General features: G+C 71.3%; 25 protein-coding genes and 1 pseudogene. 13 read left to right on the top strand and 13 right to left on the bottom strand.

The genetic code is table 11. The features are described from left to right. Window positions 1-34: 34 nt before the first annotated feature. A complete protein-coding gene (locus tag TR46_RS06640; protein WP_042395124.1) occupies window positions 35-736 on the bottom strand; it encodes a Clp protease N-terminal domain-containing protein in 702 nt (233 codons plus the stop codon). Window positions 737-826: 90 nt separating this feature from the next. Beyond that, a complete protein-coding gene (locus TR46_RS06635; RefSeq protein WP_052432588.1) occupies window positions 827-1,552 on the bottom strand; it encodes a G1 family glutamic endopeptidase in 726 nt (241 codons plus the stop codon). A gap of 276 nt (window positions 1,553-1,828) precedes the next feature. Between TR46_RS06635 and TR46_RS06630 the strand changes: the two genes are divergently transcribed. After that, window positions 1,829-2,236 (top strand): YciI family protein, encoded by a 408-nt coding sequence (locus TR46_RS06630; protein WP_042395123.1) that lies wholly within the window; start codon window positions 1,829-1,831, stop codon window positions 2,234-2,236. 8 nt (window positions 2,237-2,244) lie between these two features. Beyond that, window positions 2,245-3,390, top strand: coding sequence for an RNA polymerase sigma factor (locus TR46_RS06625; RefSeq protein ID WP_042395120.1), 1,146 nt, complete (start codon window positions 2,245-2,247; stop codon window positions 3,388-3,390). Between the two features lie 52 nt (window positions 3,391-3,442). Here the strand turns inward: TR46_RS06625 and TR46_RS06620 are convergent, their stop codons facing one another. The 4 genes from TR46_RS06620 to TR46_RS06605 form a co-directional block, all read right to left on the bottom strand. Next, a complete protein-coding gene (locus TR46_RS06620) occupies window positions 3,443-4,165 on the bottom strand; it encodes a carbon-nitrogen hydrolase family protein (RefSeq protein WP_236655228.1) in 723 nt (240 codons plus the stop codon). A 112-nt stretch (window positions 4,166-4,277) separates the two neighbouring features. Continuing rightward, window positions 4,278-4,649, bottom strand: a complete 372-nt coding sequence (locus TR46_RS06615) for a nuclear transport factor 2 family protein (RefSeq protein WP_042395117.1) — start codon at window positions 4,647-4,649, stop codon at window positions 4,278-4,280. Window positions 4,650-4,698: 49 nt separating this feature from the next. Continuing rightward, window positions 4,699-5,412, bottom strand: a complete 714-nt coding sequence (locus TR46_RS06610; protein ID WP_042395114.1) for an SDR family NAD(P)-dependent oxidoreductase — start codon at window positions 5,410-5,412, stop codon at window positions 4,699-4,701. Window positions 5,413-5,614: 202 nt separating this feature from the next. After that, on the bottom strand, window positions 5,615-6,535 hold the full coding sequence (locus tag TR46_RS06605) for a LysR family transcriptional regulator (RefSeq protein ID WP_042395112.1): 921 nt from the start codon (window positions 6,533-6,535) through the stop codon (window positions 5,615-5,617). 180 nt (window positions 6,536-6,715) lie between these two features. On the opposite strand from TR46_RS06605, the gene TR46_RS06600 reads away from it, so the two are divergent. From TR46_RS06600 to TR46_RS44015, 3 genes and pseudogenes are all read left to right on the top strand, one after another. Beyond that, on the top strand, window positions 6,716-7,018 hold the full coding sequence (locus TR46_RS06600; RefSeq protein WP_042395109.1) for a muconolactone Delta-isomerase family protein: 303 nt from the start codon (window positions 6,716-6,718) through the stop codon (window positions 7,016-7,018). A 109-nt stretch (window positions 7,019-7,127) separates the two neighbouring features. Beyond that, window positions 7,128-8,489, top strand: a complete 1,362-nt coding sequence (locus TR46_RS06595; protein ID WP_236655227.1) for a YbfB/YjiJ family MFS transporter — start codon at window positions 7,128-7,130, stop codon at window positions 8,487-8,489. After that, window positions 8,417-8,572, top strand: a pseudogene (locus TR46_RS44015) (mycothiol transferase); the annotation flags it as partial. The gene TR46_RS06595 and the pseudogene TR46_RS44015, both read left to right, overlap by 73 nt. 199 nt (window positions 8,573-8,771) lie before the next feature. On the opposite strand, the gene TR46_RS40745 reads toward TR46_RS44015, so the two are convergent. The 3 genes from TR46_RS40745 to TR46_RS06575 all read right to left on the bottom strand — a co-directional run bounded on the left by TR46_RS40745 (window position 8,772) and on the right by TR46_RS06575 (window position 11,575). Next, window positions 8,772-9,548, bottom strand: coding sequence for an amidase domain-containing protein (locus TR46_RS40745; RefSeq protein WP_042395105.1), 777 nt, complete (start codon window positions 9,546-9,548; stop codon window positions 8,772-8,774). Between the two features lie 165 nt (window positions 9,549-9,713). Continuing rightward, window positions 9,714-10,559 (bottom strand): ABC transporter permease, encoded by an 846-nt coding sequence (locus TR46_RS06580; protein ID WP_042395100.1) that lies wholly within the window; start codon window positions 10,557-10,559, stop codon window positions 9,714-9,716. Further along, window positions 10,556-11,575 (bottom strand): ATP-binding cassette domain-containing protein, encoded by a 1,020-nt coding sequence (locus tag TR46_RS06575; protein ID WP_042395584.1) that lies wholly within the window; start codon window positions 11,573-11,575, stop codon window positions 10,556-10,558. The genes TR46_RS06580 and TR46_RS06575 overlap by 4 nt, the downstream gene beginning before the upstream one ends. Window positions 11,576-11,763: 188 nt before the next feature. Here TR46_RS06575 and TR46_RS06570 point away from each other — a divergent pair, with 188 nt between their 5' ends. Beyond that, window positions 11,764-12,036, top strand: a complete 273-nt coding sequence (locus TR46_RS06570) for a glutaredoxin domain-containing protein (RefSeq protein ID WP_042395097.1) — start codon at window positions 11,764-11,766, stop codon at window positions 12,034-12,036. Window positions 12,037-12,054: 18 nt separating this feature from the next. On the opposite strand, the gene TR46_RS06565 is transcribed toward TR46_RS06570, so the two are convergent. Together TR46_RS06565 and TR46_RS06560 are read right to left on the bottom strand one after the other, a co-directional pair. Beyond that, window positions 12,055-13,557 carry a carboxylesterase/lipase family protein gene (locus TR46_RS06565; protein WP_042395095.1) on the bottom strand — a complete coding sequence of 501 codons (1,503 nt, stop codon included), beginning with the start codon at window positions 13,555-13,557 and terminating at the stop codon, window positions 12,055-12,057. Between the two features lie 87 nt (window positions 13,558-13,644). Next, window positions 13,645-14,289, bottom strand: coding sequence for a dihydrofolate reductase family protein (locus tag TR46_RS06560; RefSeq protein ID WP_042395091.1), 645 nt, complete (start codon window positions 14,287-14,289; stop codon window positions 13,645-13,647). 281 nt (window positions 14,290-14,570) lie between these two features. Between TR46_RS06560 and TR46_RS06555 the strand changes: the two genes are divergently transcribed. Both TR46_RS06555 and TR46_RS06550 read left to right on the top strand, forming a co-directional pair. After that, complete coding sequence (locus TR46_RS06555) at window positions 14,571-14,846, top strand: antibiotic biosynthesis monooxygenase (protein WP_161790092.1); 276 nt, start codon at window positions 14,571-14,573, stop codon at window positions 14,844-14,846. 80 nt (window positions 14,847-14,926) lie between these two features. Then, window positions 14,927-15,550: a TetR/AcrR family transcriptional regulator gene (locus tag TR46_RS06550; RefSeq protein ID WP_042395084.1), complete on the top strand. Its 624-nt coding sequence runs from the start codon at window positions 14,927-14,929 to the stop codon at window positions 15,548-15,550. Between the two features lie 16 nt (window positions 15,551-15,566). Here the strand turns inward: TR46_RS06550 and TR46_RS06545 are convergent, their stop codons facing one another. Continuing rightward, window positions 15,567-16,502, bottom strand: a complete 936-nt coding sequence (locus tag TR46_RS06545; RefSeq protein WP_042395081.1) for a LysR family transcriptional regulator — start codon at window positions 16,500-16,502, stop codon at window positions 15,567-15,569. A gap of 163 nt (window positions 16,503-16,665) precedes the next feature. On the opposite strand from TR46_RS06545, the gene TR46_RS06540 reads away from it, so the two are divergent. Genes TR46_RS06540 through TR46_RS06530 form a run of 3 tightly spaced genes read left to right on the top strand, consistent with a single transcriptional unit; the run spans window position 16,666 to window position 18,985 of the window. After that, a complete protein-coding gene (locus TR46_RS06540; protein ID WP_236655239.1) occupies window positions 16,666-17,136 on the top strand; it encodes a RidA family protein in 471 nt (156 codons plus the stop codon). Beyond that, entirely contained in the window at window positions 17,133-17,813 is a 681-nt protein-coding gene (locus tag TR46_RS06535) for a DUF1028 domain-containing protein (protein ID WP_042395075.1), read from the top strand. Before TR46_RS06540 ends, TR46_RS06535 begins: the two co-directional genes overlap by 4 nt. Next, window positions 17,810-18,985, top strand: a complete 1,176-nt coding sequence (locus tag TR46_RS06530) for a M20 family metallopeptidase (protein WP_084718015.1) — start codon at window positions 17,810-17,812, stop codon at window positions 18,983-18,985. Before TR46_RS06535 ends, TR46_RS06530 begins: the two co-directional genes overlap by 4 nt. A 78-nt stretch (window positions 18,986-19,063) precedes the next feature. Here the strand turns inward: TR46_RS06530 and TR46_RS06525 are convergent, their stop codons facing one another. Then, entirely contained in the window at window positions 19,064-19,666 is a 603-nt protein-coding gene (locus tag TR46_RS06525) for a TetR/AcrR family transcriptional regulator (RefSeq protein WP_042395072.1), read from the bottom strand. A 170-nt stretch (window positions 19,667-19,836) separates the two neighbouring features. Here TR46_RS06525 and TR46_RS06520 point away from each other — a divergent pair, with 170 nt between their 5' ends. Beyond that, entirely contained in the window at window positions 19,837-21,387 is a 1,551-nt protein-coding gene (locus TR46_RS06520; RefSeq protein WP_084718013.1) for an aldehyde dehydrogenase, read from the top strand. Window positions 21,388-21,436: 49 nt separating this feature from the next. Further along, window positions 21,437-22,792, top strand: coding sequence for an aminotransferase family protein (locus tag TR46_RS06515; RefSeq protein WP_236655226.1), 1,356 nt, complete (start codon window positions 21,437-21,439; stop codon window positions 22,790-22,792). Window positions 22,793-22,846 lie beyond the last annotated feature (54 nt).

Here is a 22,846-nt window from a genome sequence, read left to right as displayed (position 1 = left end):
GTCCACCTGTCTTGCCGTTGCTCCTGGCTCCCTGCTACTGGTTCCGCTCGGTGAACCGGTCGGGGGCCTCGGCCCGGACCGTCTCGTGCAGTTCCTCCGCGGTGAAGCCGAGGTTGCGCAGGATCTGCGCGGCCGGGCTGTCCTCGACCCGGATCAGGCCGAGCAGCGAGTGCTCCGTGCCGACCCAGTCGTGGCCGAGGTCGGCGGACGCGCGCAGGGCCTGCTCGATAGCCTCCTTGCCGTCCGCTCGGAACGCGATGTGACCCCGCGGTGCCTTCTTCTTGGCCGGTGGCAGCGCTTCCTCGACCGCGTCGCGGATGCGCTGCTCCGACTCGGTCTTCGCCAGCAGCACCTCGTATGCCAGGCCCCGCGGTTCGCCGAGCAGGCCGAGCAGCATGTGCTCGGTGCCGATGAAGTCGTGCCTGTGGGTCCGGGCGGCCTCCTGCGCCAGCACGATGCTGTGCCGGTTCAGGTCGGTGTACCGATCGAACGGGGCGGGCGTGTGGCGTTGCTGGGCGGCCTGCTTGGACACTCCGATGGCGTCGCCGATCTCGCTCCACGACGCGCCGGCCTGCTTGGCCTTGCCGACGTAGTGGCCGACGAGCTGGTCGCCGAGGTCGGACAGGGTCTGGGCGCGCAGTTGCGCCTCGGTGATACGGGCCAGGTCGTCGGCGTCGGGCAGTTCCTCGGCGAGACGGGCGATCAGGTCCGCGAGGTTGATGTTGAGTGGGCTCATGCGTCAATCGTAGATTGACGACCCCTAATCGTCAATCCGTAATTGACGCACGATCGTCGCGCGCCCGCGGACGGGTCCGCCCCCGCAGGGTCAGGTGTGCAGCCAGGTCACGGGGAAGGCGGTGCCGGTCAGTGTGCCGTCCTGGGTGAGCAGCACGCCGTTGCGCTCCAGGTTGGTGGTGCTGACGGTACCCGCGGAGCCGAAGGCCTGGCCGTTGGCGGTGACGTCGGTGAACCGGACCTGGTGGAAGTCGGGGCAGGGCGGGATGGTCTGGCTGCCGATGGCCTCGACGATCACCTCGGCGGAGCTGAGCGGCGCGCCGGTGAGGGTCTTGGTGTAGGTCTTGGTCCAGCCCTGGGTGGGGTCGGCCAGTGTCAGGGTGAAGCTGCCGCTGCCGTTGGTGGTCACCGAGGAGGTCATGGCGTCCCCGGCCTTGACGGTCTCGGTGAAGTAGATCGAGTTCGCCGGGTACATCTCGACCCACGGGTTGTACTGCACGGCTCCCTTGCGGGTGCAGACCGCGTCGAGGCCGATCTGTTCGACGCTGGTGCTGGTCCAGCCGTCGAGGCCGGACCAGAAGGATATGTCGCCGGCCGTGGCCGAGCAGTCCAGTGCGGGCACGGTCCAGTCGCCGGTGACGGTGCGGTACGTGCCGCCGGTGACGGCGTAGCCGCCCCAGTTGTCGTTCGCGCCCGCGTGCCGGACCAGGCGGTGGTCGAGGTGGCGGACGGCGGGTGCGGCGTGGGCGGAGGCGGGTGCTGCCAGTGCGGTGGTGAGCCCGAGTGCCAGCAGTGCGGCGGTCGTGGTGCGGCGCATGCGGATCCCCCTGTCCTCGCCTGGGATTCAGGCGACCTGATGGTGCAACAGAGGATTGTTGAGCGACCTGCACATGTCAACCGGGCCTCGGCCGCCCCTCCGGGGAGACGCCGCGGCCGGCCGCCCGTGGGAGGATCGCTCCCGCCCCGGCCCGGGTCAGCCGTCAGCACCACCGCCCCCGGAAAAAGGTTTGTCGGCGATGTCGAGATCGGGTGTCCGGCTCCGTCCCGGCTGTGAACGCGACCACAATGGGTCGCACCAGCGAGGAGGATCACCATGGCCAAGTACCTGCTGCTCAAGCACTACCGGGGCGCCCCGGCCGCGGTCAACGACGTGCCGATGGAGAAGTGGACGCCGGAGGAGATCTCGGCCCACATGCAGTACATGAACGACTTCGCGGCCCGGCTGGAGCAGACCGGCGAGTTCGTCGACAGCCAGGCGCTCGCCCCCGGCGGAACGTTCGTGCGGTACGACGGCGAGGGGCGCCCGCCGGTCACCGACGGTCCGTTCGCCGAGACCAAGGATCTCATCGCCGGGTGGATGGTGATCGACGTCGACAGCTACCAGCGCGCACTCGACCTGGCCGGGGAACTGTCGGCCGCCCCCGGGGCGGCCGGCAGGCCGATCCACGAGTGGCTGGAGCTGCGCCCGTTCCTGGGCTGCCACTCCACCGTCACGGAGTGACCTCATCGATGGACGAGGCCCTGATCCGGAGCCTCACCCCGAGCGTGCTCACCGTCCTCGGCCGCCGCGGAGCCGACTTCGCGGCGGCCGAGGACGCCGTCCAGGACGCACTGGTCCAGGCCGCGCGCCTCTGGCCGGCCGACCCTCCGCGCGACGCGAAGGGCTGGCTGGTCACCGTGGCCTGGCACAAATTCCTCGACGCCACCCGCTCGGATGCCGCCCGCCGGCGCCGTGAGGACCTCCTCGACGAACAGCCGGCGCCCGGGCCCGCGTCCGCGGTGGACGACACCCTCCAGCTCTACTTCCTGTGCGCCCACCCCTCGTTGACCCCGGCGTCCGCCGTCGCGCTCACCCTGCGCGCCGTCGGCGGGCTGACCACCCGCCAGATCGCCCAGGCCTACCTGGTACCCGAGGCGACCATGGCGCAGCGGATCAGCCGGGCCAAGCGAACCGTCTCCGACGTGCGCTTCGACCGGCCCGGCGACGTCGCCACCGTGCTGCGCGTGCTGTACCTGGTCTTCAACGAGGGCTACGGCGGCGACGTCGACCTCGCCGCCGAAGCCATCCGCCTCACCCGCCAGCTCGCCGCCGCAGTCGACCACCCCGAGGCGGCCGGACTGCTCGCCCTCATGCTGCTCCACCACGCCCGGCGCCCCGCCAGGACCGCGCCGGACGGCAGCCTGGTACCTCTCGCCGAGCAGGACCGCGGCCGGTGGGACACCGGGATGATCGCCGAGGGCGTCGGAATCCTGCAGGCGGCGCTCGCCCGCGACCGGCTGGGCGAGTTCCAGGCCCAGGCCGCCATCGCGGCGCTGCACGCCGACGCGCCCACCGCCGAGGAGACCGACTGGGTGCAGATCGTCGAGTGGTACGACGAGCTCACCCGTCTGACGGACAGTCCGGTCGTGCGGCTCAACCGCGCGGTCGCGGTCGGCCAGGCCGACGGACCGCGCGCCGGCCTGGCAGCCCTGGCGCAACTGGACGACTCACTGCCCCGTCACACCGCGGTCGCGGCGTACCTCCATGAGCGCGACGGCGACCTGGCGACGGCGGCACGGCTGTACGCCGAGGCCGCCCACAAGGCACCCGACCTCGCCGAACGCGACCATCTGACACGCCAGGCCGCGCGGCTCAACAACCACCGACGTCGCTGACGGCCCGCTGGGGAGTCGTCGCTTCGCGCCAGGTGAGCGGGGGTCAGGGCAGCTACTTGCGGAAGACCGCCCGTGCGACCTCGTCCGGGGCGGCGCCCGCCTCGGCGATCAGCTTTCCGTCGGAGGACCAGATCCCCGAGCGGCCGGAGGTCCGGTCGAAGCCGCCGCCGGTCGGACCGGCGAAGGCGGCCGTGGCGACCCACACGCCGTGGTCGGCGGCGACCCGACGCGCGCGCTCGCCGTGGACCTCGACCTCGTCGTCGGCGTGGACGACCCCGGCCAGGTAGCCGTCGATTCCCAGCGCCGCCGTCCTCGCGGCGTGCTCGGGCACGCCGGTGTCACGGCAGACGGCGAGTCCCAGCCGCCAGCCGTCCACCTCGATCACGGCGGGCTCGCCGGGCACGAAGCGGTCGGCCTCGCTGCCGTGCAGGTGGACCTTTCCGTAGACGGCCCGGGCACCGTCCCCGTCCACAGCCAGGACGCCGATGCACGGTCCTGGCACGGCAGCGCCGACCAGGGCGACGGCACCGGTCTCGGCGCAAGCGGCAACGATGGGAGCCAGCCTTTCGTCGTCCGGGGCGACTGGCACCGCGTCCAGCTCGTATCCCGTCAGCGACATCTCGGGGAACACCACCACCCGCGCGTCCGCAGCCCGAACGGCCTCCGCGTGGGCCTGCGCATTGCCCCTGACGTCGTGGGCGACGCACCTCGGCTGCGCCACCGCGATGCTCAACTGCTGCTCCACCCGGTCCCCCTCGTCGAATCGCAGGATCACCCTAGCGGGCAGGTAGAGGACCTCAGCGACGACCTCGCTTCGGGGCGGTGGGCCGACCACGACGGGACGCCACGCAAGGGTCAGGCGCCTCGGTGACAGCTCAGGTGACGGCTCAGGGGAGAAGGGAGACCTGGTAGTGGCTGATGTGCCAGGCATCTCCCTCGCGCCGCAGCAGGAGGCTGAGGTTGACGCCCAGCGACGGGCGGTCGCTGAAGGAGAAGTCGACGCTGAGGTAGCCGAGCACGAGGTCGTCGGCCGGGCGCCTGGTCTCCAGGATCCGGTACAGGGCTGTAATCCCGAGGGGCTGTGAGGCGTAGTAGTCGGCGACGCCGGACCTGCCGACGCTGTAGGGGTGCAGTCCCTGGAAGATCGCATCCTTGGTGAACAAGTCGGCGACCCGGGTTGGTTCGTGCTTGTCGACGGCGGCCTTCCACTGGTCGAGGACGGTGCGCAGGATCGCTTCGCTGTCTGGTGCAGGGTGCATCGTGCTGCTCCTGGTGCTCCTGGTGCTCCTGGTGCTCCTGGTGGTCGGGTCAGTGGCCGGCGCTCTGGCCGCCGTCGACGTGGAGGATCTCGCCGGTCACGAACGGGGCGTTCTCGAGGTAGAGGACGGCGTCGACGATGTCGCCCACCTCGCCCATCCGGCCGACCGGGTGGAGGGCGGCGAGGGCCGGACGGCTGTCCTCGGGGTGCATGGAGGTCTTGATGATGCCCGGCGAGACCGCGTTGACGCGGATGCCGCGGGCGGCGTACTCGATGGCCAGGGACTTGGTGGCGGACTGCAGGCCGCCCTTGGTCAACGAGGCCAGCACGGACGGCACCCGGGCGTCGGCGTTGTCGACCAGGCTGGTGGTGATATTGACGATGTGGCCGCTGTTCTGACCGAGCATTTGCGCGACGGCCAGCTGCGTGATGCGGAAGAACCCGGCAAGGTTCACAGCGGTCACCGCGGTGTAGTCGTCCGCCGTGTAGTCGGTGAAGGGCTTGGCCAGGAACAGTCCAGCGTTGTTGACCAGGGTGTCGATCCGGCCGAACCGCTCGACGCCGGCGGCGATGATGCGCTGGGCCGCGGCAGGATCGGCGATGTCCCCCTGGACCGTGAGCACGTCGGGATCGTCGCTGGGGGCGATCGAACGCGAAGTGGCGACGACGGCGTAGCCGAGTTTGCGGTAGCCGTCGACCAGACCGGCGCCGATGCCTTGCGATGCACCGGTGACGACGGCGACCTTCTGGGTGTGCGGACGCATGGTGAACCTTCTTCGAGACAGTCCTGAAAAGCTGGGGATCCGGGCCGGATCTCCCGGCCGGGACCGGTCGGCCGGTCGACTACTGGGAACGTAGGCACTGGTGGGACCCGACGTCAAAGGCCACGGGGGTCCAGGTCAGGACCAGCTTCCTCCCTGCTGCGAGGCGGCGCCTCCCAGCAAAGGTCAGCAGGGCGGGGCCGGCCTACCGGTGCGGATCGTCGTCGGGCAGCCAGGCGTCCGGAGCGTGGATGCCGAGGTCGCCGACGTCGGCGCACAGGGCGTCGACGACGGCCAGGACCGCGGCGCGGGTCTCACCGGCGCGCAGGACCAGGGACCAGGTCCACAGGATCTGCGGCGCCTCGACCGGGCGTCGGACCAGATCGGGCGGCAGCGGGGCGGTCTGGCCCTTGGGGGAGTTGACCACGGGACGGTCGCTGCGGCGGACGTGGTCGAAGAAGGCCGGCCCGGTGATGCCGCTGTCGGCGATGCGGACCGCGCGGGCCCCGGTGTCCCGGACCAGTTTCTCGGCGTAGACGTTCCAGGACGACCAGGAGGTGGTGTCGGCGTCGAGCAGGACGGCGGTGTCGTGGGTGCGGACGACGCCGGTGTCGCCACCTGTGGAGACCGCGTACAGCCGGTCGGCGCCCACCAGTCGGGCCTGCAGCCGGTGCCGCTCCAGGTCCCCGGTCCGTACCCAGCACACCGCCAGGTCCAGGCTGCCGTCGGCGACCCGGGCGGCCTGGGCGTGGGACGGGGCGACCCAGGCGTCGACATGGACCCGGGCCGCCGCCGAGGTCCGCGCGGTCAGGTCCGGCGGTAGCCAGCTGACATAGCCCAGCCGTACCGGTTCCGATCCGGACAGGGTGCCGGCACGGCGTTCCAGGTCGTCGGCGCGGGCCAGCAGGTCGCGCGCCTGCGGGAGCAGCGAGGACCCGGCGGCGGTGAGGGCGACCGACCGGCGGTCGCGGTCGAACAGGCGCACCCCGAGGTCCCGTTCGAGGGCTTTGATCTGCTGGGACAGGGACGGGCCGGCGATCAGGAGCCGCGCGGCGGCCCGACCGAAGTTGAGATCCTCGGCGACCGCTACGAAGTAGCGAAGTTGGCGCAGCTCCACAGCGCTCATGCTACGTCGTGTAGGAGGCTGCGCCTATCAGCAGTGAGGATGCCGGTCGTGGCGCCGGCCCGGCGCGGGCCGGAGGATGGGTGCAGTGCGGCGGTCAGCCGCCGGAAGGCAACGAGCACCGAACCGACAACCGGTGGCGTCCCGCCCAGCGCCGGGCGCCCCAGCGAATGGAGCTGGGTCATGCGAGAGTTCCTGGTCGAGATCACCACCACCGTTCCCGAGGGCACCAGCCAGGACGAGGTCGACCGTCGACGCGCGGCAGAGGCCGTTCGCGCCCGAGAGCTGGCCGCCGACGGCCACCTGGCACGCTTGTGGCGCCCGGTCGGCGAGCTGCGCAGCCTCGGCATCTGGCTGGCCGCCGATGAGACCGAACTCCACGAGAAGGTTCTCGGCACCCTCCCGCTGCGCCCGTGGATGACCCTGGTCGTCACGGCGCTCGAGTCCCACCCCAACGACCCGGGCCGCAGCAAGAGCACACAGTGATGAGCACGACCCCGTTGGCTGCCGCCGCGGCCCGACCGCGGCAGCGTTGTGCATCGAGCTCCGCAGTCCGCCCGCCCACCCACCGACCCGTCCGGACAGGGAGCTCGCGATGAGCGTACAACTCCGGCGCGCCTCCTCAGCGCGAGGACACGGCCCGATCCACTCACCCTGGCGCCACGTCGTCCAAGCCGCGGCAGCGCTCGCAGCCGGCATGGGGGTCGGGCGCTTCGTCTACACCCCGATCTTGCCGTTGATGCACACCGGGGCCGGGCTGTCCGCAGCCGCCGGGGCGAACCTGGCCACCGCCAACTACGTCGGCTATCTCGTAGGCGCGCTCGCCGGCATCCTGCTCCCCGCACTGGTCCGATCGTCTGTCCTGCTGCGGACCTCCCTGATCGTGCTGACGGGAACCCTGGCCGCCATGCCCGCTACCCACAGCACGGCGGTGTGGATGGCTCTGCGCTTGCTCGCCGGGGCGGCGAGCGCCCTGGTCTTCGTCATCGCGGTCAGCTCCCTCCTGAGTCACCTGCGGGAGCATCCGGCCCACCTTCCAGGCTGGGCTTTCGGCGGAGTGGGCGCCGGCATCGCGCTGTCCGGCCTACTGGTCCTCGTGCTGCACTCCTTCGCCGACTGGCGGGCCGCCTGGTACGCCTCGGCCCTGCTGGCCGGCCTGCTGGGAGCCGCGGCATGGAATCTCCGCCCGGAGACGGCCTCGCCGACGACCGCGGACGGTGGCGGGGCTTGCCCCGGTGCGGCGGGGATCCGCACCCATCGCTGGTTCACGGCGCTCCTGCTCTCCTACAGCCTGGAAGGCGTCGGCTACATCGTGGCGGGCACGTTCCTTGTCTCCGCGATCGAGCAGGGCTCCCCGAGCTGGGTCGGCAGCGGGGCGTGGGTCCTGGTGGGGCTGGCCGCTGTGCCGTCCTCGGCGCTGTGGGCGTGGCTGGGACGCATATGGTCACGGCCGGACCTGTTGCTCGCCGCGCTGGTCATCCAGGCGGTCGGCATCGCGCTGCCGGCCCTGGTCGGGGGGGTGGCATCCGCCCTGGCCTCCGCGGTGCTGTTCGGTGCGACCTTCATCGGCGTCAGCACGCTGGCCCTCGCCACCGGTTCCCACCTACGGTTCCCGCGCTCGGTCGCACTGCTGACCGCCGGCTACTCCGTTGGCCAGATCCTTGGTCCGCTGGTGGTCACGCCGCTGCTCCGGCACGGTTACCACCAGGCGCTGCTGCTTGCCGCCGCTGTGGTGCTCGCCTCGGCCCTGTCCGCAGGCCTCCTGCGTGTCGGCTTCCCCCACCACCTGACGCCGCCACAGCAAACATCCCCGGCGCGGCCCGCAGCGGGCGAGAGCAGTGCGCACGCTCCAAGGCGGTACTGGCGACGACGACGCTCTCGGCACGGCCACTCGGCAGGCACGGCGACCCGGGGATGGAGGAGCCGACGAGTGTGCGCTGGGTCGTGCTGCACATGATCGAGGAGACCGCACGGCATGCCGGCCACCTGGACATCGCCAGAGAACTGATCGACGGTCAGACGGGGCGCGGCCCGCGCTGACCCACTGGTGCAGGGGCCCACGGCTCATGACGGCTGATCACCCTCGCGCATCCTGGGAAGCCGCTGCGGTACCAGCGGAGCGCTTGGACGATCAGCAATGCCGCCACGGCCGCCACGGCCACGACACGGCACGAGGGGCCGCCCGGCCGTAGCCGGCGGCCCCTCGGCGGGTCTCCAGGACATTGCCGCGCGCTGGGGGTCAGACCTGCGGGCCGGCGGGGTCGGTGGGCAGGGCGAGCCGGGACCGGGGGCTCGGCGTGGCAGGGGCTGCCGGGGTCGGGTGCAGCAGTCGCTGCTCGGCGGTCCAGGCCCAGACTTCGAGCAGGGCGTTGGGGACCAGCCGGACCAGGTGCGAGGGGGCGTAGTAGTGGTAGCCGTAGTCCAGGCGGGCGTTGTTGTGCGCGTCCACGGTGGCCTCGGTGGTGTCGGTGGCCGCCTGGGCGACCAGGCCGACATGGCTGAGGGTGCCCCCGGGGCCGAGGTAGGTGACCACGATGTCCCCGGGCTGCGCCTGCCCCGGCTGGTCGCCGACGTCCTGGCCGACGCCGCTGTCCTGCAGGTAGGCGTAGAGGTTGTTGTACTGCGGCAGTTCCGAGATCAGCAGCAGGTCGTAGACCTTGCCGTTGGGCGCGGTGTAGTTGAAGTAGTCGCTCTGCGGGTCGTCGGGGCCCAGTCCGGGCACCAACCCGGCGGCGGCCATGGCCCGGGCCACGAACTCGGCGCACTGGTACTCGGGCTGGGCGCTTCCGAAGGCGACCGGGGTGCTGTCGTTCCAGGCCGTCCAGTTCCAATGTGCGTCGGCCCAGCGGACCTCGACGGCGCGGGAGACGACATCCGTGTCCGGCAGCGTCCGGGACTGGGTCAGGGACGGCCGCGGAGCGGCGACCGCGGGGCCGGCCAGGACCGGCGCACCGGCGCAGACGATTCCCACGACGACCGCCGCGGCGGCGACACGACTGCGGAGAACATGCGTCACTGTGATGGACTTCCTTGCTCTTGAATCCGAATCACACCATCTGTCACCTACCTTGACTCCCCACACTCCCCGTCGCGTTGCACCACACCGGCAAGAGAATGGCATGAGCGCAGCAATGATGTCCGTGGGTCGAACCGCCTGTACGGCGCACCGGGCCCCCGGGGCTCAGGTCTTGCGGGTGAACTTGCGGATCGCGATCGGTGCCATGATCACAGTGAGGCCGACGGTCCAGGCGAGGGTCACCGTCAGGCCGTGGGTGATCGGGCCGCCGGTCATCAGGCCGCGCGCGGCGTCGGCCAGGCCGGACATCGGGTTGTACGCGGTGAAGCTGCTCAGCCAGCCCGGCATCGAGTTGGTCGGAGCGAAGATCGACGAGCCGAACTGCAGCGGCATCATCACCAGGAATCCCATGGCCTGCACGGACTGGGCGTTCTTCATGGTCACGCCGAGGACCAGGAAGATCCACATGACGGCGGAGCCGAACAGCGCGGACAGCCCGATGGACGCCAGCAGACCGCCCCAGTGGCCGTGCACGTGGAACCCCACCAGGAGTGCGATGACCATCACGACGGTGGTGGCGACCAGGAGGCGGATGAGTTCCACGGCGATCTTCGCGACCAGGACGGAGCCGCGTCCGATGGGCAGGGACCGGAAGCGGTCCATGATGCCCTTGTTGAAGTCCTCGTTGAAGCCGGTGCCGACACCCTGGGCGATGTTCATGCTCATCATCGCGATCATGCCGGGGATCACGTACTGGACGTACGCCCCCTGGCCGCCGCCGAGCGCCTGGCCGATGGAACCGCCGAAGACATACACGAACAGAAGCGTGAAGATGACGGGCATCAGGACCGCGTCCATCATCGACTCGGGGTCCTGCTTGATCCACAGCAGGTTGCGGCGGATGAGCGCACCGGTGTGGCGCAGGTGGCCGCGCAGGCCGATCTTCGGGTCGGCCACGATGGTGATGGTGGGGGACGTGGGGGCTGTGGGGGAGACGGTGGCGGCGCTCATACGGCGACCTCCTCGAGCTCGGGCCGCAGGTCCTGCGGGGCGGAGGTCTTCTGGCCGGTCAGGGACAGGAACACTTCGTCCAGGCTGGGCAGTTCGGTGGTGATCGAGCCGATGGTCAGTCCGCGCGCGGTGACCGCGCCGACCACGCCGGTCAGCTGCTCGTCGCTGACGATCGGCACCAGGACCTCGCCGGACTCGGCGTCGACGGTGGTGGCGGAACCGGCCAGGCGCAGCCGGTCCAGGGCCTCGGCCAGCGGACGCAGCTCCAGCGGGTCGGCCGGGCGGATCCGCAGGGTGCGGCCGCCGACTTTCGCCTTGAGTTCGTCGGTGCCGCCGTTGGCGATGACCTTGCCGCGGTCGATGACGGTCAGCTCGCCGGCCAGCTGCTCGGCCTCCTCCATGTACTGGGTGGTGAGCAGGACGGTCACGCCGTCCCGCACCATGGCCTTGACCTCGGCCCACACCTCGTTGCGGGTGCGGGGGTCCAGCCCGGTGGTGGGCTCGTCCAGGTACAGCACGTGCGGGCGGCCGATCATCGACGCGGCCAGGTCCAGGCGGCGGCGCATGCCGCCGGAGTAGGTACGGGCCGGGCGGGTCGCGGCGTCGGTCAGCGAGAACCGCTCCAGCAGGGCGTCCGCGCGGGAGCGGGCTTCCTTGCCGGACAGGTCGAGCAGCCGGCCGATGAGGTACAGGTTCTCGCGGCCGGAGAGCTTCTCGTCGACCGAGGCATACTGGCCGGTGAGGCCGATCACGCGGCGCAGCTGCCGGGGCTGCTGCACCACGTCGTACCCGGCGACGACGGCCTTGCCGGCGTCCGGCGTGATCAGGGTGGACAGGCAGCGCACCAGAGTGGTCTTTCCGGCGCCGTTCGGGCCGAGGACTCCCAGGACGGTGCCCTCGTGCACGTCCAGGTCCACGCCGTCCAGGGCCCTGGTCCGGCCGAAGTGCTTGACCAGTCCCCGCACGGACACCGCCACCGGGCGCCCCGAGGGGGAGTAGTTGTCGATTCGCGTCATGCCCACCACGGTGCCCGGCACCGCGGCCACAGCGCTGACAGCCTGCGGCGTCCGCTGACATATCGCTGACACAGGCCGATTCGGCGCTGTCCTGCTGCCCTCCCGCACCCTTGCACGTCCTGCAGTACGCGCTTCGGCGTCCAGTAGGCTGGGCGGCCGGAGACAGCGACACCGTTGGGGGATGGGCCATGTCCGAGGAGCGCGAGGGCGTCGTCATGTACTGGCGTCCGGGTTGTGCTTTCTGCATGAACCTGCGGCTGGGCCTGCTCTTCACCCGGCTGCGCTACTCCAAGCGGAACATCTGGCGCGACAAGGACGCGGCGGCGTTCGTACGCTCCGTGGCGGACGGGAACGAGACGGTCCCCACGGTCACCGTCGCCGGACACGCCATGGTCAACCCCTCGAAGCGAGAACTGCTGGAGGCGGTCCGCGAGTACGCGCCCCACCTGCTGGCCTCCTGACCCGGCATCACATCCGGTTCAGGGCCGCAGGAGGGGAAACCCTGTCCGGCTCCACAGGGCACGGGTGCTGGTGCTCTGCGGCCGTGCGGCGTCCTGTGCCGTGTCCCAGATGTGCACGGTGGGCGTGACGCCGTCCATGGGAGACCAGCCGGGATCACCGGTGGCGGCGAAGCCGGCCCATGCCGCGAGCATCCGTCGGGACAGTTCATGGTCCGCGGCATCGGGGGGACCGCCGATGAGGAACTCGACGCTCTGGACGTCGAGGTTCCCGAAGGCGAAGGGAATGTCCGCGCAGTGCCAGGCACGCACCACTCCCTGTGGACCCTCGCGCCGGCGCTCGAAGCGGGACATGAACGTGCGGCCACCGGCCAGAGCATGCTGCTCGGCGAGTCGGCTGGTGTACTCGCTGAACCGCAGGTCGCCGAAGATCGCGAGGTAGACGTCGAGGACCGGGGCCCCGGGCATCAGCGCCCGGTAGCCCGCCACCAGGTCGTCCGGGAGACGGAAGTCCATGGCGAAAGCCGCCAGTTGTTGGTCGGTGGTCACCTTCGCGCTGCTGCCGACGGCGTCCAGCAGCCAGTACTCCTCGGCCGTGTGGCAGACCAGGAGGTCCACCTCGCCGCGGGCCCCGCCGGCCATGGCGGACAGGGGATCGTTCGGCAGGACGTCACCGTCGACGACGGGACCGTAGATCACGGGGTCGTAGTGCCGGGGCCCGGATCCCGGATCCCGCCGATAGCCGTCGACGACAAGGTCGGAGGCGGCGACCAGCATCTGCGGAGTCGCGGCCGTCACCTCGGCCGCCGTGGCAGCGACAGCGGCTGCGGCGGCAACCCTCCGAGTGGTCTCGGCCGCCAACTCCACGGAGTAGCACGGTCCGACGACACTGTGGGCGATCACACGACGGAACAGCCCCCGTGCCCGCTCCATCACCATCAGACAGGCGGCCGAGGCCGCCCCGGAAGACTGCCCGGCTACGGTGACGTTCTCCGGATCGCCACCGAAGGCGGCGATGTTCTCCCGAACCCACTGCAACGCCGCGACCTGGTCCAGCAGACCCCGGTTCTCCGGGAAGGAGGGCTCGGTCCCGCCCGGTATGTGACCGAATCCTTCAAAGCCCAATCGGTAGTTGAAGCTCACCGCGACCACCCCGGCTCGCGCCAGAGCGGTGCCGTCGAAGTCGGGCTGCGCGGAGGAACCGAAGGTGTAGGCGCCACCGTGGATCCAGACGACTACCGGCGCAGGACCACCCTCAGAAGCGCAAGCCCAGACATTGAGCGTGAGAATGTCCTCGTCGCCGGGTGACCAGGACGGCGCGCCCGGCAGCCGAGCCGACTGCGGGGCCACCGGGCCGAAGTCCTGGCACTCCCGGACGCCCTCCCAGGCGTGCACCGGGCGCGGCTCCCTGAACCGGTTGATCCCAAAGGGCGCCGCAGCGTAGGGAATCCCGAGGAACGCAACGACATCCGCCGCGGGTCGATGACCTCGGACCCAACCGCTCCTCGTCCTGCGGACCTCCATGGGACTCTGCCACCGCGCAGCACCGTCACCGCATGCGCTGGCGGGACCTCGCCTGCCGCCTCGTCGTGGGCCGGGAATCGGACGCTCCTACGGGCGGGTGAAGGTGAGGTGGGTGACGCCGCTCGGCGTGGTCACGGTTTCGACGCGGAATCGCTGTTCGAGCCCCTCGTTCCCGTCCCAGAGCCGTTCGCCGCGACCCAGGACGATCGGGACGACGACGATGTGCAGGTGGTCGACCAGGTCCTCGCGCAGGAAGGCGCGCACGGTGGACGGACCGCCGCCGAGCCGCACGTCGAGACCGTCTGCGGCCTCGCGGGCCTGGCGCAGGGCCTCCGGCAACGGGGCGTCGACGAAGTGGAAGGTCGTGCCGCCCTGCATCGACACCGACGGGCGGGGATGGTGGGTCAGCACGAAGACGGGCGTGTGGAACGGCGGGTTCTCGCCCCACCACCCGTTCCACTCCTCGTCCTGCCACGGCCCGCGCTGCGGGCCGAACTTGTTGCGCCCCATGATCTCCGCGCCGACGCCCTCGTTCCACCGGGCGGCGAAGGCGTCATCGGCCCCGGTCTCCCCGCCGTCCTGCCCCTGCATGGAGCGGAAGGTCCGGGTCTGGAAGAACCAGTCGTGCAGCCGCACGCCGGCATGGCCGAAGGGTGCGTCCAGGCTCTGCCCCTCGCCGGTGCCGAAACCGTCGAGCGAGATGGAGAGGTTGTGGACCCTCACACGGGACATGGCATGTTCTCCCTGCTTCTCGGACGCGCGCACGAAGTGATTGCGAGTCACCATCACTTCTGTGGCGACCGTAGACAGAGTGACAGCGGTTTGCAATCACCGGGGGCCGCGCGGAGTCGCGGTCGGGATGCGCGACCGGAGCGAGGGGTTGACAGCAGAAATATGGGTCGCACTACTATTTGTGCTGTTGACCCGAAAAACAGCATGCTCCGGGAGCGGTGTCGGCTGGACCGGCGTCGGCTGTCGGCGGCCCGATCGAGAGGCATGCCATGATCGCCCGCGTGAACTCCGCCCAGGCGGAACCCGAAACCATCGACGCCCTCATCACGTTCTCCCGGGAGCAGCTCCCGGACGCCCGTGAAGCCCCCGGGTTCAAGGGTTTCTACCTGTTGGCCGACCGTCGGAGCGGCAAGATCGTGAGCATCTCGCTGTGGGACGGCGAGGACCATCTGCAGCAGTTCCAGGGCCGAGGTGCTCAGCTCCGTGAGGCGGCGAGTTCGCAGGCGGGTATCGCCCCCACGCCTGTCGAGATGTACGAGGTGGTGCTCCAGGGGTGACCGACGCCCTCCCATTGCGCCCGTCACGCCGTCCACCCCCGTATTGCCGCGTCAACCACTTTGGGTGAAGATCAACCCCCATGAGCGCACTGCCCGACCCACCACCGCCCGGCCTGCGGGAACGCAAGAAGATCAAGCTGCGGCGCGCTGTCCGGACCGAGGCACTGCGCCTGTTCGAGATGCAGGGTTACGAGAGCACCACCGTCGAACAGATCGCTGAAGCCGCCGAGACCTCCACCACCACCTTCTATCGCTACTTTCCCACCAAGGAGGACGTCGTGCTCGGCAGCGACGCCTCCGCGATGTTCGAACCCGTCATGGCTACGAGACCCTCGGACGAGCCGCTCAGTGCGACCATCCGCGCCGCCCTGAGTGCGGTCGTGGCAGCCGCCGAAGCCGACCGCGAGCAGACCCTCGCTCGGATGCGGCTGATCGCGAACGTCCCCGCACTCGAAGCCCGTTATGCCGGCCAGGAGCGCAGGAGTGTCGACCTGATGGCCCGTCTGCTCGCCGGCCGCACCGGCCGCCCCGCGGACGACTACCAGGTCGAACTGGTCGCCTTCGTGCTCGTCGCCGTCCTGTTCACCGCCACCCGACGATGGGCGGCCGATCCGGACGCCAACCCGCTCGCCACCCTGACCGACCAGGCCCTCACCACCATCGAACCCCTGCTGACCGCGCTCGAACCCCCACGTCGGCGCTGACCCGTGCTCCTGGGCCTCATCCTGACGGCAGGTCGGCGGACCGGGCCGGGGCCAGGAGTTCCTGGGCCAGGTCCATGACGGCCGTGGCGCGGGCGGTCTGGCGGACGCCGTCCATCCGGGCGAGGACGAGGTCGAGCGGCGGGTGCGCGTTGGTGAGCGTGAGGACGGCCACACGCTCGCCGCTGTAGGTGTCGTCCGTCGCCGGGCGCTGGTGCAGAACGGAGAAGCCGTGGCCGAGGGCGACCAGTGAGCGCACCGCCTCGTAGTTGTGGGAGCGGTGGCGGACGACGGGGGTGATGCCGGTGGCGGTGACGAGCGACCAGAAGTAGTCCCGGCTGTGCGGCAGGTCGAGCAGGACGAACGGTTCGTGCGCGAGTTCGGCCAGGTCGACGCTGCCGTGTCCGGCCAGCTGGTGGTCGGCCGCGACGAGCGCGTGGGCGGGCAGGGCGGCGATGGTCTCGCGCGTGATGCCGGGTCCGAGGCCCAGGTCGTAGGTGAGGGCGAAGTCGATCCGCCCGGTGCGCAGGGCGCGGTCGAGCTCGTCCGCTTCGCCTTCGAGGACGTCGACCCGCAGGCGAGGGTGGCGTTCCGCCGCCGCGGCCAGCAGCCGCGGCAGGACGAAGGGCGCCAGGGTGACGAAGCATCCCAGTCGGACCGGTCCGCTCAGCCCGCCCTCGCCGCCCCGCGCTTCGGAGGCCACGTCGAGCGCGTGGCTGAGGAGGTCGCGGGCCTGCAGCAGCAAGCGCTCCCCGTCGGAGGTGGCGACCAGGCCCTTGCCCTTGCGGCGGATGAACAGCTGCACACCGAGTTCGCGCTCCAGGTTGGAGACCGCAGTGGAGACGGCCGACTGGGCGATCAGCAACTGCTCGGCCGCCGCGGTCATGCTGCCTGCCTCGGCGGCCACGACGAAGTACCGCAACTGCGTCAGCGTGAACCCGACTGCTTCCGTCATGCGTCCGCCGCTCCCGGCTCTCGTCGCTCATCTGAAATGGAGATGAGCCAACCCTAAAAGATCTGCTTTACCAAAGGAAGCGCCGCTCCCATAGTGGTGCTGCGGCCCCTTGCGGCCCAATGCCCCCACCCCCGCAAGCCCCGGAAAGGAGGTCCGAGCCTTGGTGTTCCACCGCGTCCGGCGCTTCAACACGGCCGAGACCTACCCCGAGCAGAACCTCGCGAACGACCTGGCCCAGGCCGTCGTCGCGGAAGGCACCGTCTACCTGCGCGGCCAGATCGGGCAGGACCTGGAGACCCGCGAGAACGTGGGCGTGGGCGACGTCGAGGCCCAGGCGGAGCAGGCGATGGCCAATATCGCCATGCTGCTGGAGGAGTCCGGCAGCGCGCTGGACGAGATCACGAAGATCACGATCTACCTCGTCGACCCCCGCTACCGCGAGCCGGTCTACCGGGTCATGGGCCGCCGGCTCAAGGGCGTGCACTACGTCTCCACCGGGCTCGTGGTCTCAGCTCTGGCCCGGCCGGAGTGGCTGGTGGAGATCGATGCCACCGCCGTCATCCCGGTCTCGCGCCGGGCCGAGGCGGCCGGCATCCGGCACGCCAAGGCCGCCCAACGCGGGGAGCTGCTGTGACGTTCTCCATCGCGGCCCGGTGCCACCGCTCCGGACAGGTCGGGGTCGCCGTGGCCTCCTCCAGTCCGGCGGTCGCCTCCCGCTGCGCGCACGTGCGGGCCGGGGTCGGCGCGGCGTGCACGCAGAACGTCACCGACCCCCGGCTCGGCCCCTGGCTGCTCGACCTGATCGCCGCCGGGTCGAGCGCCACGGACGCGGTCCGTCACACCGCCGACACCGAGACGCTGGTGGCCTGGCGGCAGCTGACGGCCGTGGGCACCGAAGGGAGTCCCGCCGTGTTCTCGGGCGAGCACACCCTCGGCACCCATGCGCATGCCGTCGGTCCGGACTGCGTGGCGGCGGGCAACATGCTGCTGCACGGCGACGTGCCGTCGGCGATGGCGGCGGCCTTCGCCGTGCAGCCCGAACTTCCGCTCGCGCAGCGCCTGCTGGACGCGCTGGCGGCCGGTCTCGAAGCGGGCGGCGAGGAGGGACCGGTCCACTCGGCCGGCCTGCTGGTCGCCGACTCCGTGCCGTGGCCGGTCGTCGACCTGAGGGTGGACTGGACCGAGGGCGATCCCGTCGCCGAACTCGGCGCCTTGTGGGCGCTGTGGGAGCCGCAGCAGGACGCCTACGTCCAGCGGGCCCTCGCGCCCGAGTCGGCGCCCGGCTACGGCGTCCTGGGAGACCGGCGATGAGTCCCGCAACCCCCTTGGAATGCAGGCCGGTTCAGGCCTCCGCGGCCGTCCGGGCGGTGCTGGCGCAGACGGTGGATCGGGCCTCCGACCAGCTGTCGGCGCTGTCGCACCGGCTGCACGCCAACCCGGAGACGGCCTGGGAGGAGGAGAAGGCGGCCCGCTGGACCGCCTCGCTGCTGGACGACTTCGGCTATGCGGTCACGCCGGGCGCCTTCGGGCTGCCGACCGCGTTCGCCGCCACGGTCGGCAGTGGTCCGCTGCACATCGCGCTCTGCGCCGAGTACGACGCGCTCCCCGGTCTCGGCCACGCCTGCGGCCACAACCTGATCGCCGCCTCGTCCGTGGGCGCCGCCGCCGGGCTGGCCCGGGTCGCGGACGACCTCGGACTGACCGTCACCGTGCTGGGCACCCCGGCCGAGGAGGGCGGCGGGGGCAAGATCGTCATGCTGGAACGCGGTGCCTTCGAGGACGTGGACGTGGCGATGATGGTCCACCCCGGTCCGGTCGACGTCGCCGAGGCCGAGCCCTTCGCCGTCGCCCACCTGGGCGTCCACTACACCGGCCGGGCCGCGCACGCCGCCGCCTACCCGGAGCAGGGACGCAACGCGGCCGACGCGTTCACCGTGGCCCAGGTCGGCATCGGCCTGCTGCGCCAGCACCTGCCGTCGAGCACACGGGTGCACGGGATGGTGACCCGTGGGGGAGAGGCGCCCAACGCCGTCCCGGAGCGCACGGACGGGCGCTGGTACGTGCGGGCGGGAAGCCTGGAGGAACTGGACCGGGTCCAGCCCCGGGTCGAGGCCTGCTTCCGGGCCGGGGCGCTCGCCACCGGCTGCGCGCTGGAGATCGAGCCTGAGTCCCTGCCCTACTCGGAGTTCCGCAACGACGCGGAGCTGGTCGCGCTCTACCGCCGCAACGCCGAGGGGATCGGCCGACGCTTCGCCGCGCCCGACGACCCGGCGGCGCGGATGAACCGGGCCTCGACCGACATGGGCAACGTCTCGCGGGTGATCCGCGCCCTGCACCCCTACATCGGCATCGACTCGCTTCCGGCGGTCAACCACCAGCGCGAGTTCGCCGCCGTCTGCGCTACCCCGGCAGCCGACGCGGCCCTGCTCGACGGCGCGCTCGCTCTTGCGCTGACCGCGGCTGACCTCACCGCGCCCGGCTGAGCGGCCCTGGGCCGCCGTCCGGCCCGCGGGTCTTCCCGGCGGCCGGCCTGGCCCGCCGGCCTTCCCGGCGCTGGCAGTTCACAGCTCCGGGCAGGCGGTGACCAGTCGGGCGTGCGCGGTGAGCAGTTCCAGGGCGGTGCGACGGTCGACGGTGGGGTTGCGGGTGACGATGTGGAGCCCGTAGCCGTCCTCCAGTGCCACCAGGTTGCGCGCCGTGTCGGCCACCGCCGCGGCGAGCGTGAACACGCCTGCCGCCGCGCCGACTTGGAGCAGCGTCGAGTACAGCGCGACCTCGCGGGCGAAGAGCGAGGTCATCAGCGCCGCATGCCCGGTGCTGCGGTCGGCGAGGCCGTGCAGCTCGAACAGGCGCCGGTGCAGCGGATCGTCGGGACCTTCCGGCAGCCCGCTCGCCAGTACGGCGCGCATCCGTTCCACCGGACCCGCGGGCGCCTCGCTGCGGCGCTGGCGCTGGGCGAGGTAGGTCTCCACCGAGTCCTGGTGGACGGCCAGGACGAGGTCGTCCAGCTCCGGGTAGTAGTACAGGACCGATCCGGCCGATACGCCTGCCTCGGCGGCGATGTCCTTGATCCGCAGACCGGCCATGCCCCGGTCGGCGATGGCCCGTCCGGCGGCGTGGATCAGCGCCCCGCGGCGGGCTTCCTGGTTCTTCGGTCGTGCCATGACCGCATTCTCTGATGTTCGCCGCAGTTTTTCAATTCCCATCGACGCCAGCCATTGACGCTGCCTTAACCAGTTGTTTGAATCTGACATCAAAGAACTCGGGCAGTAGCCCCAGACCCCGTGGACGAGACCGCGGGTCACCTGCCCTTCGAGGACGCCTGAGGTTCCCCATGAGCACCGCCACCCCCGCCACCCCTGAGAACGCCGCCCCTGAAAGTCCGGCTCCCGGTTCCGCCGTCCCCGCTGACGCCGGTGAGTGGCGCCGTTCGGCCGAGGGCCTGGCCCCGCAGACCCGGGCCTTCGTCGACGGCGACCACCACGACGCCCGTTCCGGCGCCACCTTCACCGACACCGACCCGGCCACCGGCAAGGCGCTCGCCGAGATCACCGCCTGCGACGCCGCGGACGTCGACGCCGCCGTCCGCTCCGCCCGGGCCGCCTTCGCCGACGGCCGCTGGTCCGGCCTGGCCCCCGAAGCACGCAAGAAGCGCCTCCTCCGCCTGGCCGAGCTGATCGAGCAGCACGGCCCCGAGCTCGCCCTGTACGACTCGCTCGACATGGGCAAGCCCGTCGCCGAGGCCCTCGCCGTCGACGTCCCCGGCGCGGCCGGCTGCTTCGCCTGGCACGCCGAGGCGGTCGACAAGCTGTACGACGAGATCGCCCCGACGGCGCCCGGCAACCTCGCGCTGGTGCGGCGGGTGCCGCTCGGCGTGGTCGGCGCGGTCGTGCCGTGGAACTTCCCGCTCGACCTGGCCTCCTGGAAGCTCGCCCCGGCCCTGGCGGCCGGCAACAGCGTCGTGCTCAAGCCCGCCGAGCAGTCGCCGCAGTCCGCACTGCTGCTGGCCCGGCTCGCCGTCGAGGCCGGCATCCCGGACGGAGTGCTCAACGTCGTCCCCGGCCTCGGCGAGACGGCCGGGCGCGCACTCGGGCTGCACCCGGACGTGGACGTGCTGGCCTTCACCGGCTCCACCACGGTCGGACGGCTCTTCCTGTCCTACGCCGCGCGGTCCAACGGAAAGCAGGTCTGGCTGGAGGCCGGCGGCAAGAGCCCGAACCTCGTCTTCCCCGACGCCGACCTGGACGCCGCCGCCGAGCGGGCCGCGTTCGGCTTCTGCTTCAACGCCGGCCAGGTCTGCTCCGCCAACACCCGGCTGCTGGTCCACGCCGACATCGCGAACGAGTTCACCGCCCGCGTCGCCGAGCACGCCGCTGCCTACGTCCCCGGCGACCCGCTCGACCCGGCCACCCGGCTCGGCCCGCTGGTCGACGAGGCCCAGGCGCAGCGCCTGCTCGCCGCCGTCGACGCGGCACGCGCGCAGGGCGGCCGGGCGGTGCTCGGCGGCACCCGGCCCGACCGCGTCGGCGCCTACCTCGACCCGACCGTCGTCACCGGCCTGCCGGCGGACGCGCCGCTGGCCCGAGAGGAGCTGTTCGGGCCGGTACTGACGGTCCTTCCGTTCCGCGACGAGGCACAGGCCGTGCGGATCGCCAACGACTCCCCGTACGGCCTGGCCGCGTCCGTGTGGACCCGCGACCTCGCCCGCGCCCACCGCGTCGCCGACGCGCTCCACGCCGGCACCGTCTCGGTCAACACCGTCGACGCGCTCAGCCCGGTCACGCCCTTCGGCGGGTTCAAGCAGTCCGGCTTCGGACGCGACCTCTCGCTGCACTCCTTCGACAAGTACTCCGGCCTGAAGACCACCTGGATCTCCTTCGGCTGACGCCAGGTCAGAACGCCGTACTCCCAACCCAGCACGGAAGGCACCCCCCATGAGCCGCACCCCGATGACCCCGGACCAGCTCCGCGACGCGGACCGGGCCCGGATCATCCACCCCTACCTGCCCGGCTCGGTCACCGAACGGGTCGTGATGACCGGCGGCTCCGGCTGCCGCCTCACCGACGTGGACGGCCGCAAGTACCTGGACGCGACCGGTGGCCTGTGGCTCGCCCAGATCGGCCACGGCCGCGAGGAGGTGGCCCGCGCCGCCTATGAGCAGATGGCGAAGCTGGAGTACTTCACCAGCTTCTGGGAGTTCTCCAACGACCGCGCGATCGAGCTGGCCACCAAGCTCACCGCGATCGCCCCCGAGGGCCTGGGCCACGTCTACTTCACCTCCGGCGGCTCGGAGGGCAACGAGGCCGCCATCAAGATGGCCCGCTACTACCACCACCGGCGCGGCGACGCGAACCGTACCTGGATCCTGGCCCGGGACAAGGCCTACCACGGCATCGGCTACGGCGGCGGCTCGGCGACCGGCTTCCCGGTCTACCACGAGGGCTTCGCTCCGATGATGCCGCACGTCTCCCACCTGACGCCGCCGTGGCCCTACCGCAGCGAGCTCTACCACGGCCAGGACCCCACGGACTTCCTGATCGCCGAGCTGGAGCAGCGGATCGCCGAGATCGGGCCGGGCAACATCGCCGCCATGATCGGCGAGCCGATCATGGGCGTGGGCGGCATGCTCGTCCCTCCGGCCGACTACTGGCCGCGGGTGCGCGAGGTGTTGGACCGCCACGGCATCCTGCTCATCCTCGACGAGGTCGTCACCGCCTACGGACGTGTCGGAAAGTGGTTCGCCGCCCAGCACTTCGGCGTCACCCCCGACATCATCGTCACCGCCAAGGGCATCACCTCCGGCTACATCCCGCTGGGGGCGCTGCTGGTCGGAGACCACGTCGCCGAGCAGCTGCTCGCCGACTTCGGCTTCCCGATGGGCTACACCTACAACGGCCACCCGGTCGCGGCCGCCGTGGCCCTGGAGAACCTGGACATCATCGAGCGCGAGGGCCTGCTGGCCCGCGCCACCGAGACCGGCGCCCTCCTGCACCGGGAGCTGCAGGCGCAGCTCGGGGACCTGCCCGTGGTCGGTGAGATCCGCTCGGTCGGCATGATGCTCGCGGTCGAGCTGGTCGCCGACCGCGCCACCCGCGAGCCGCTGCCGATGCTCCAGCCGCTGCTGCCGGACGTGATCCGCCGCGAGACCGGCGTCATCGTCCGCGACTGCGCGCACTCACTGGTCCTGTCCCCGGCCCTGATCATGACGGAGGGTGAGGCCAAGGAGGCCGTCGCCGCGATGCGCCAGGTCCTGGAGCGGGTGCAGCCGAACGGCGAACTACGCGACTGACCCTGAGTCAGAGGACCGCCGGGCCGTTCCCCCACCACCCCCACCGCCCCACCG

Origin of the sequence: Streptacidiphilus carbonis, assembly GCF_000787775.1 — a bacterium.
Taxonomy (GTDB): Bacteria; Actinomycetota; Actinomycetes; order Streptomycetales; family Streptomycetaceae; genus Streptacidiphilus; species Streptacidiphilus carbonis.
This window is presented reverse-complemented; position numbering and strand designations above follow the sequence as displayed.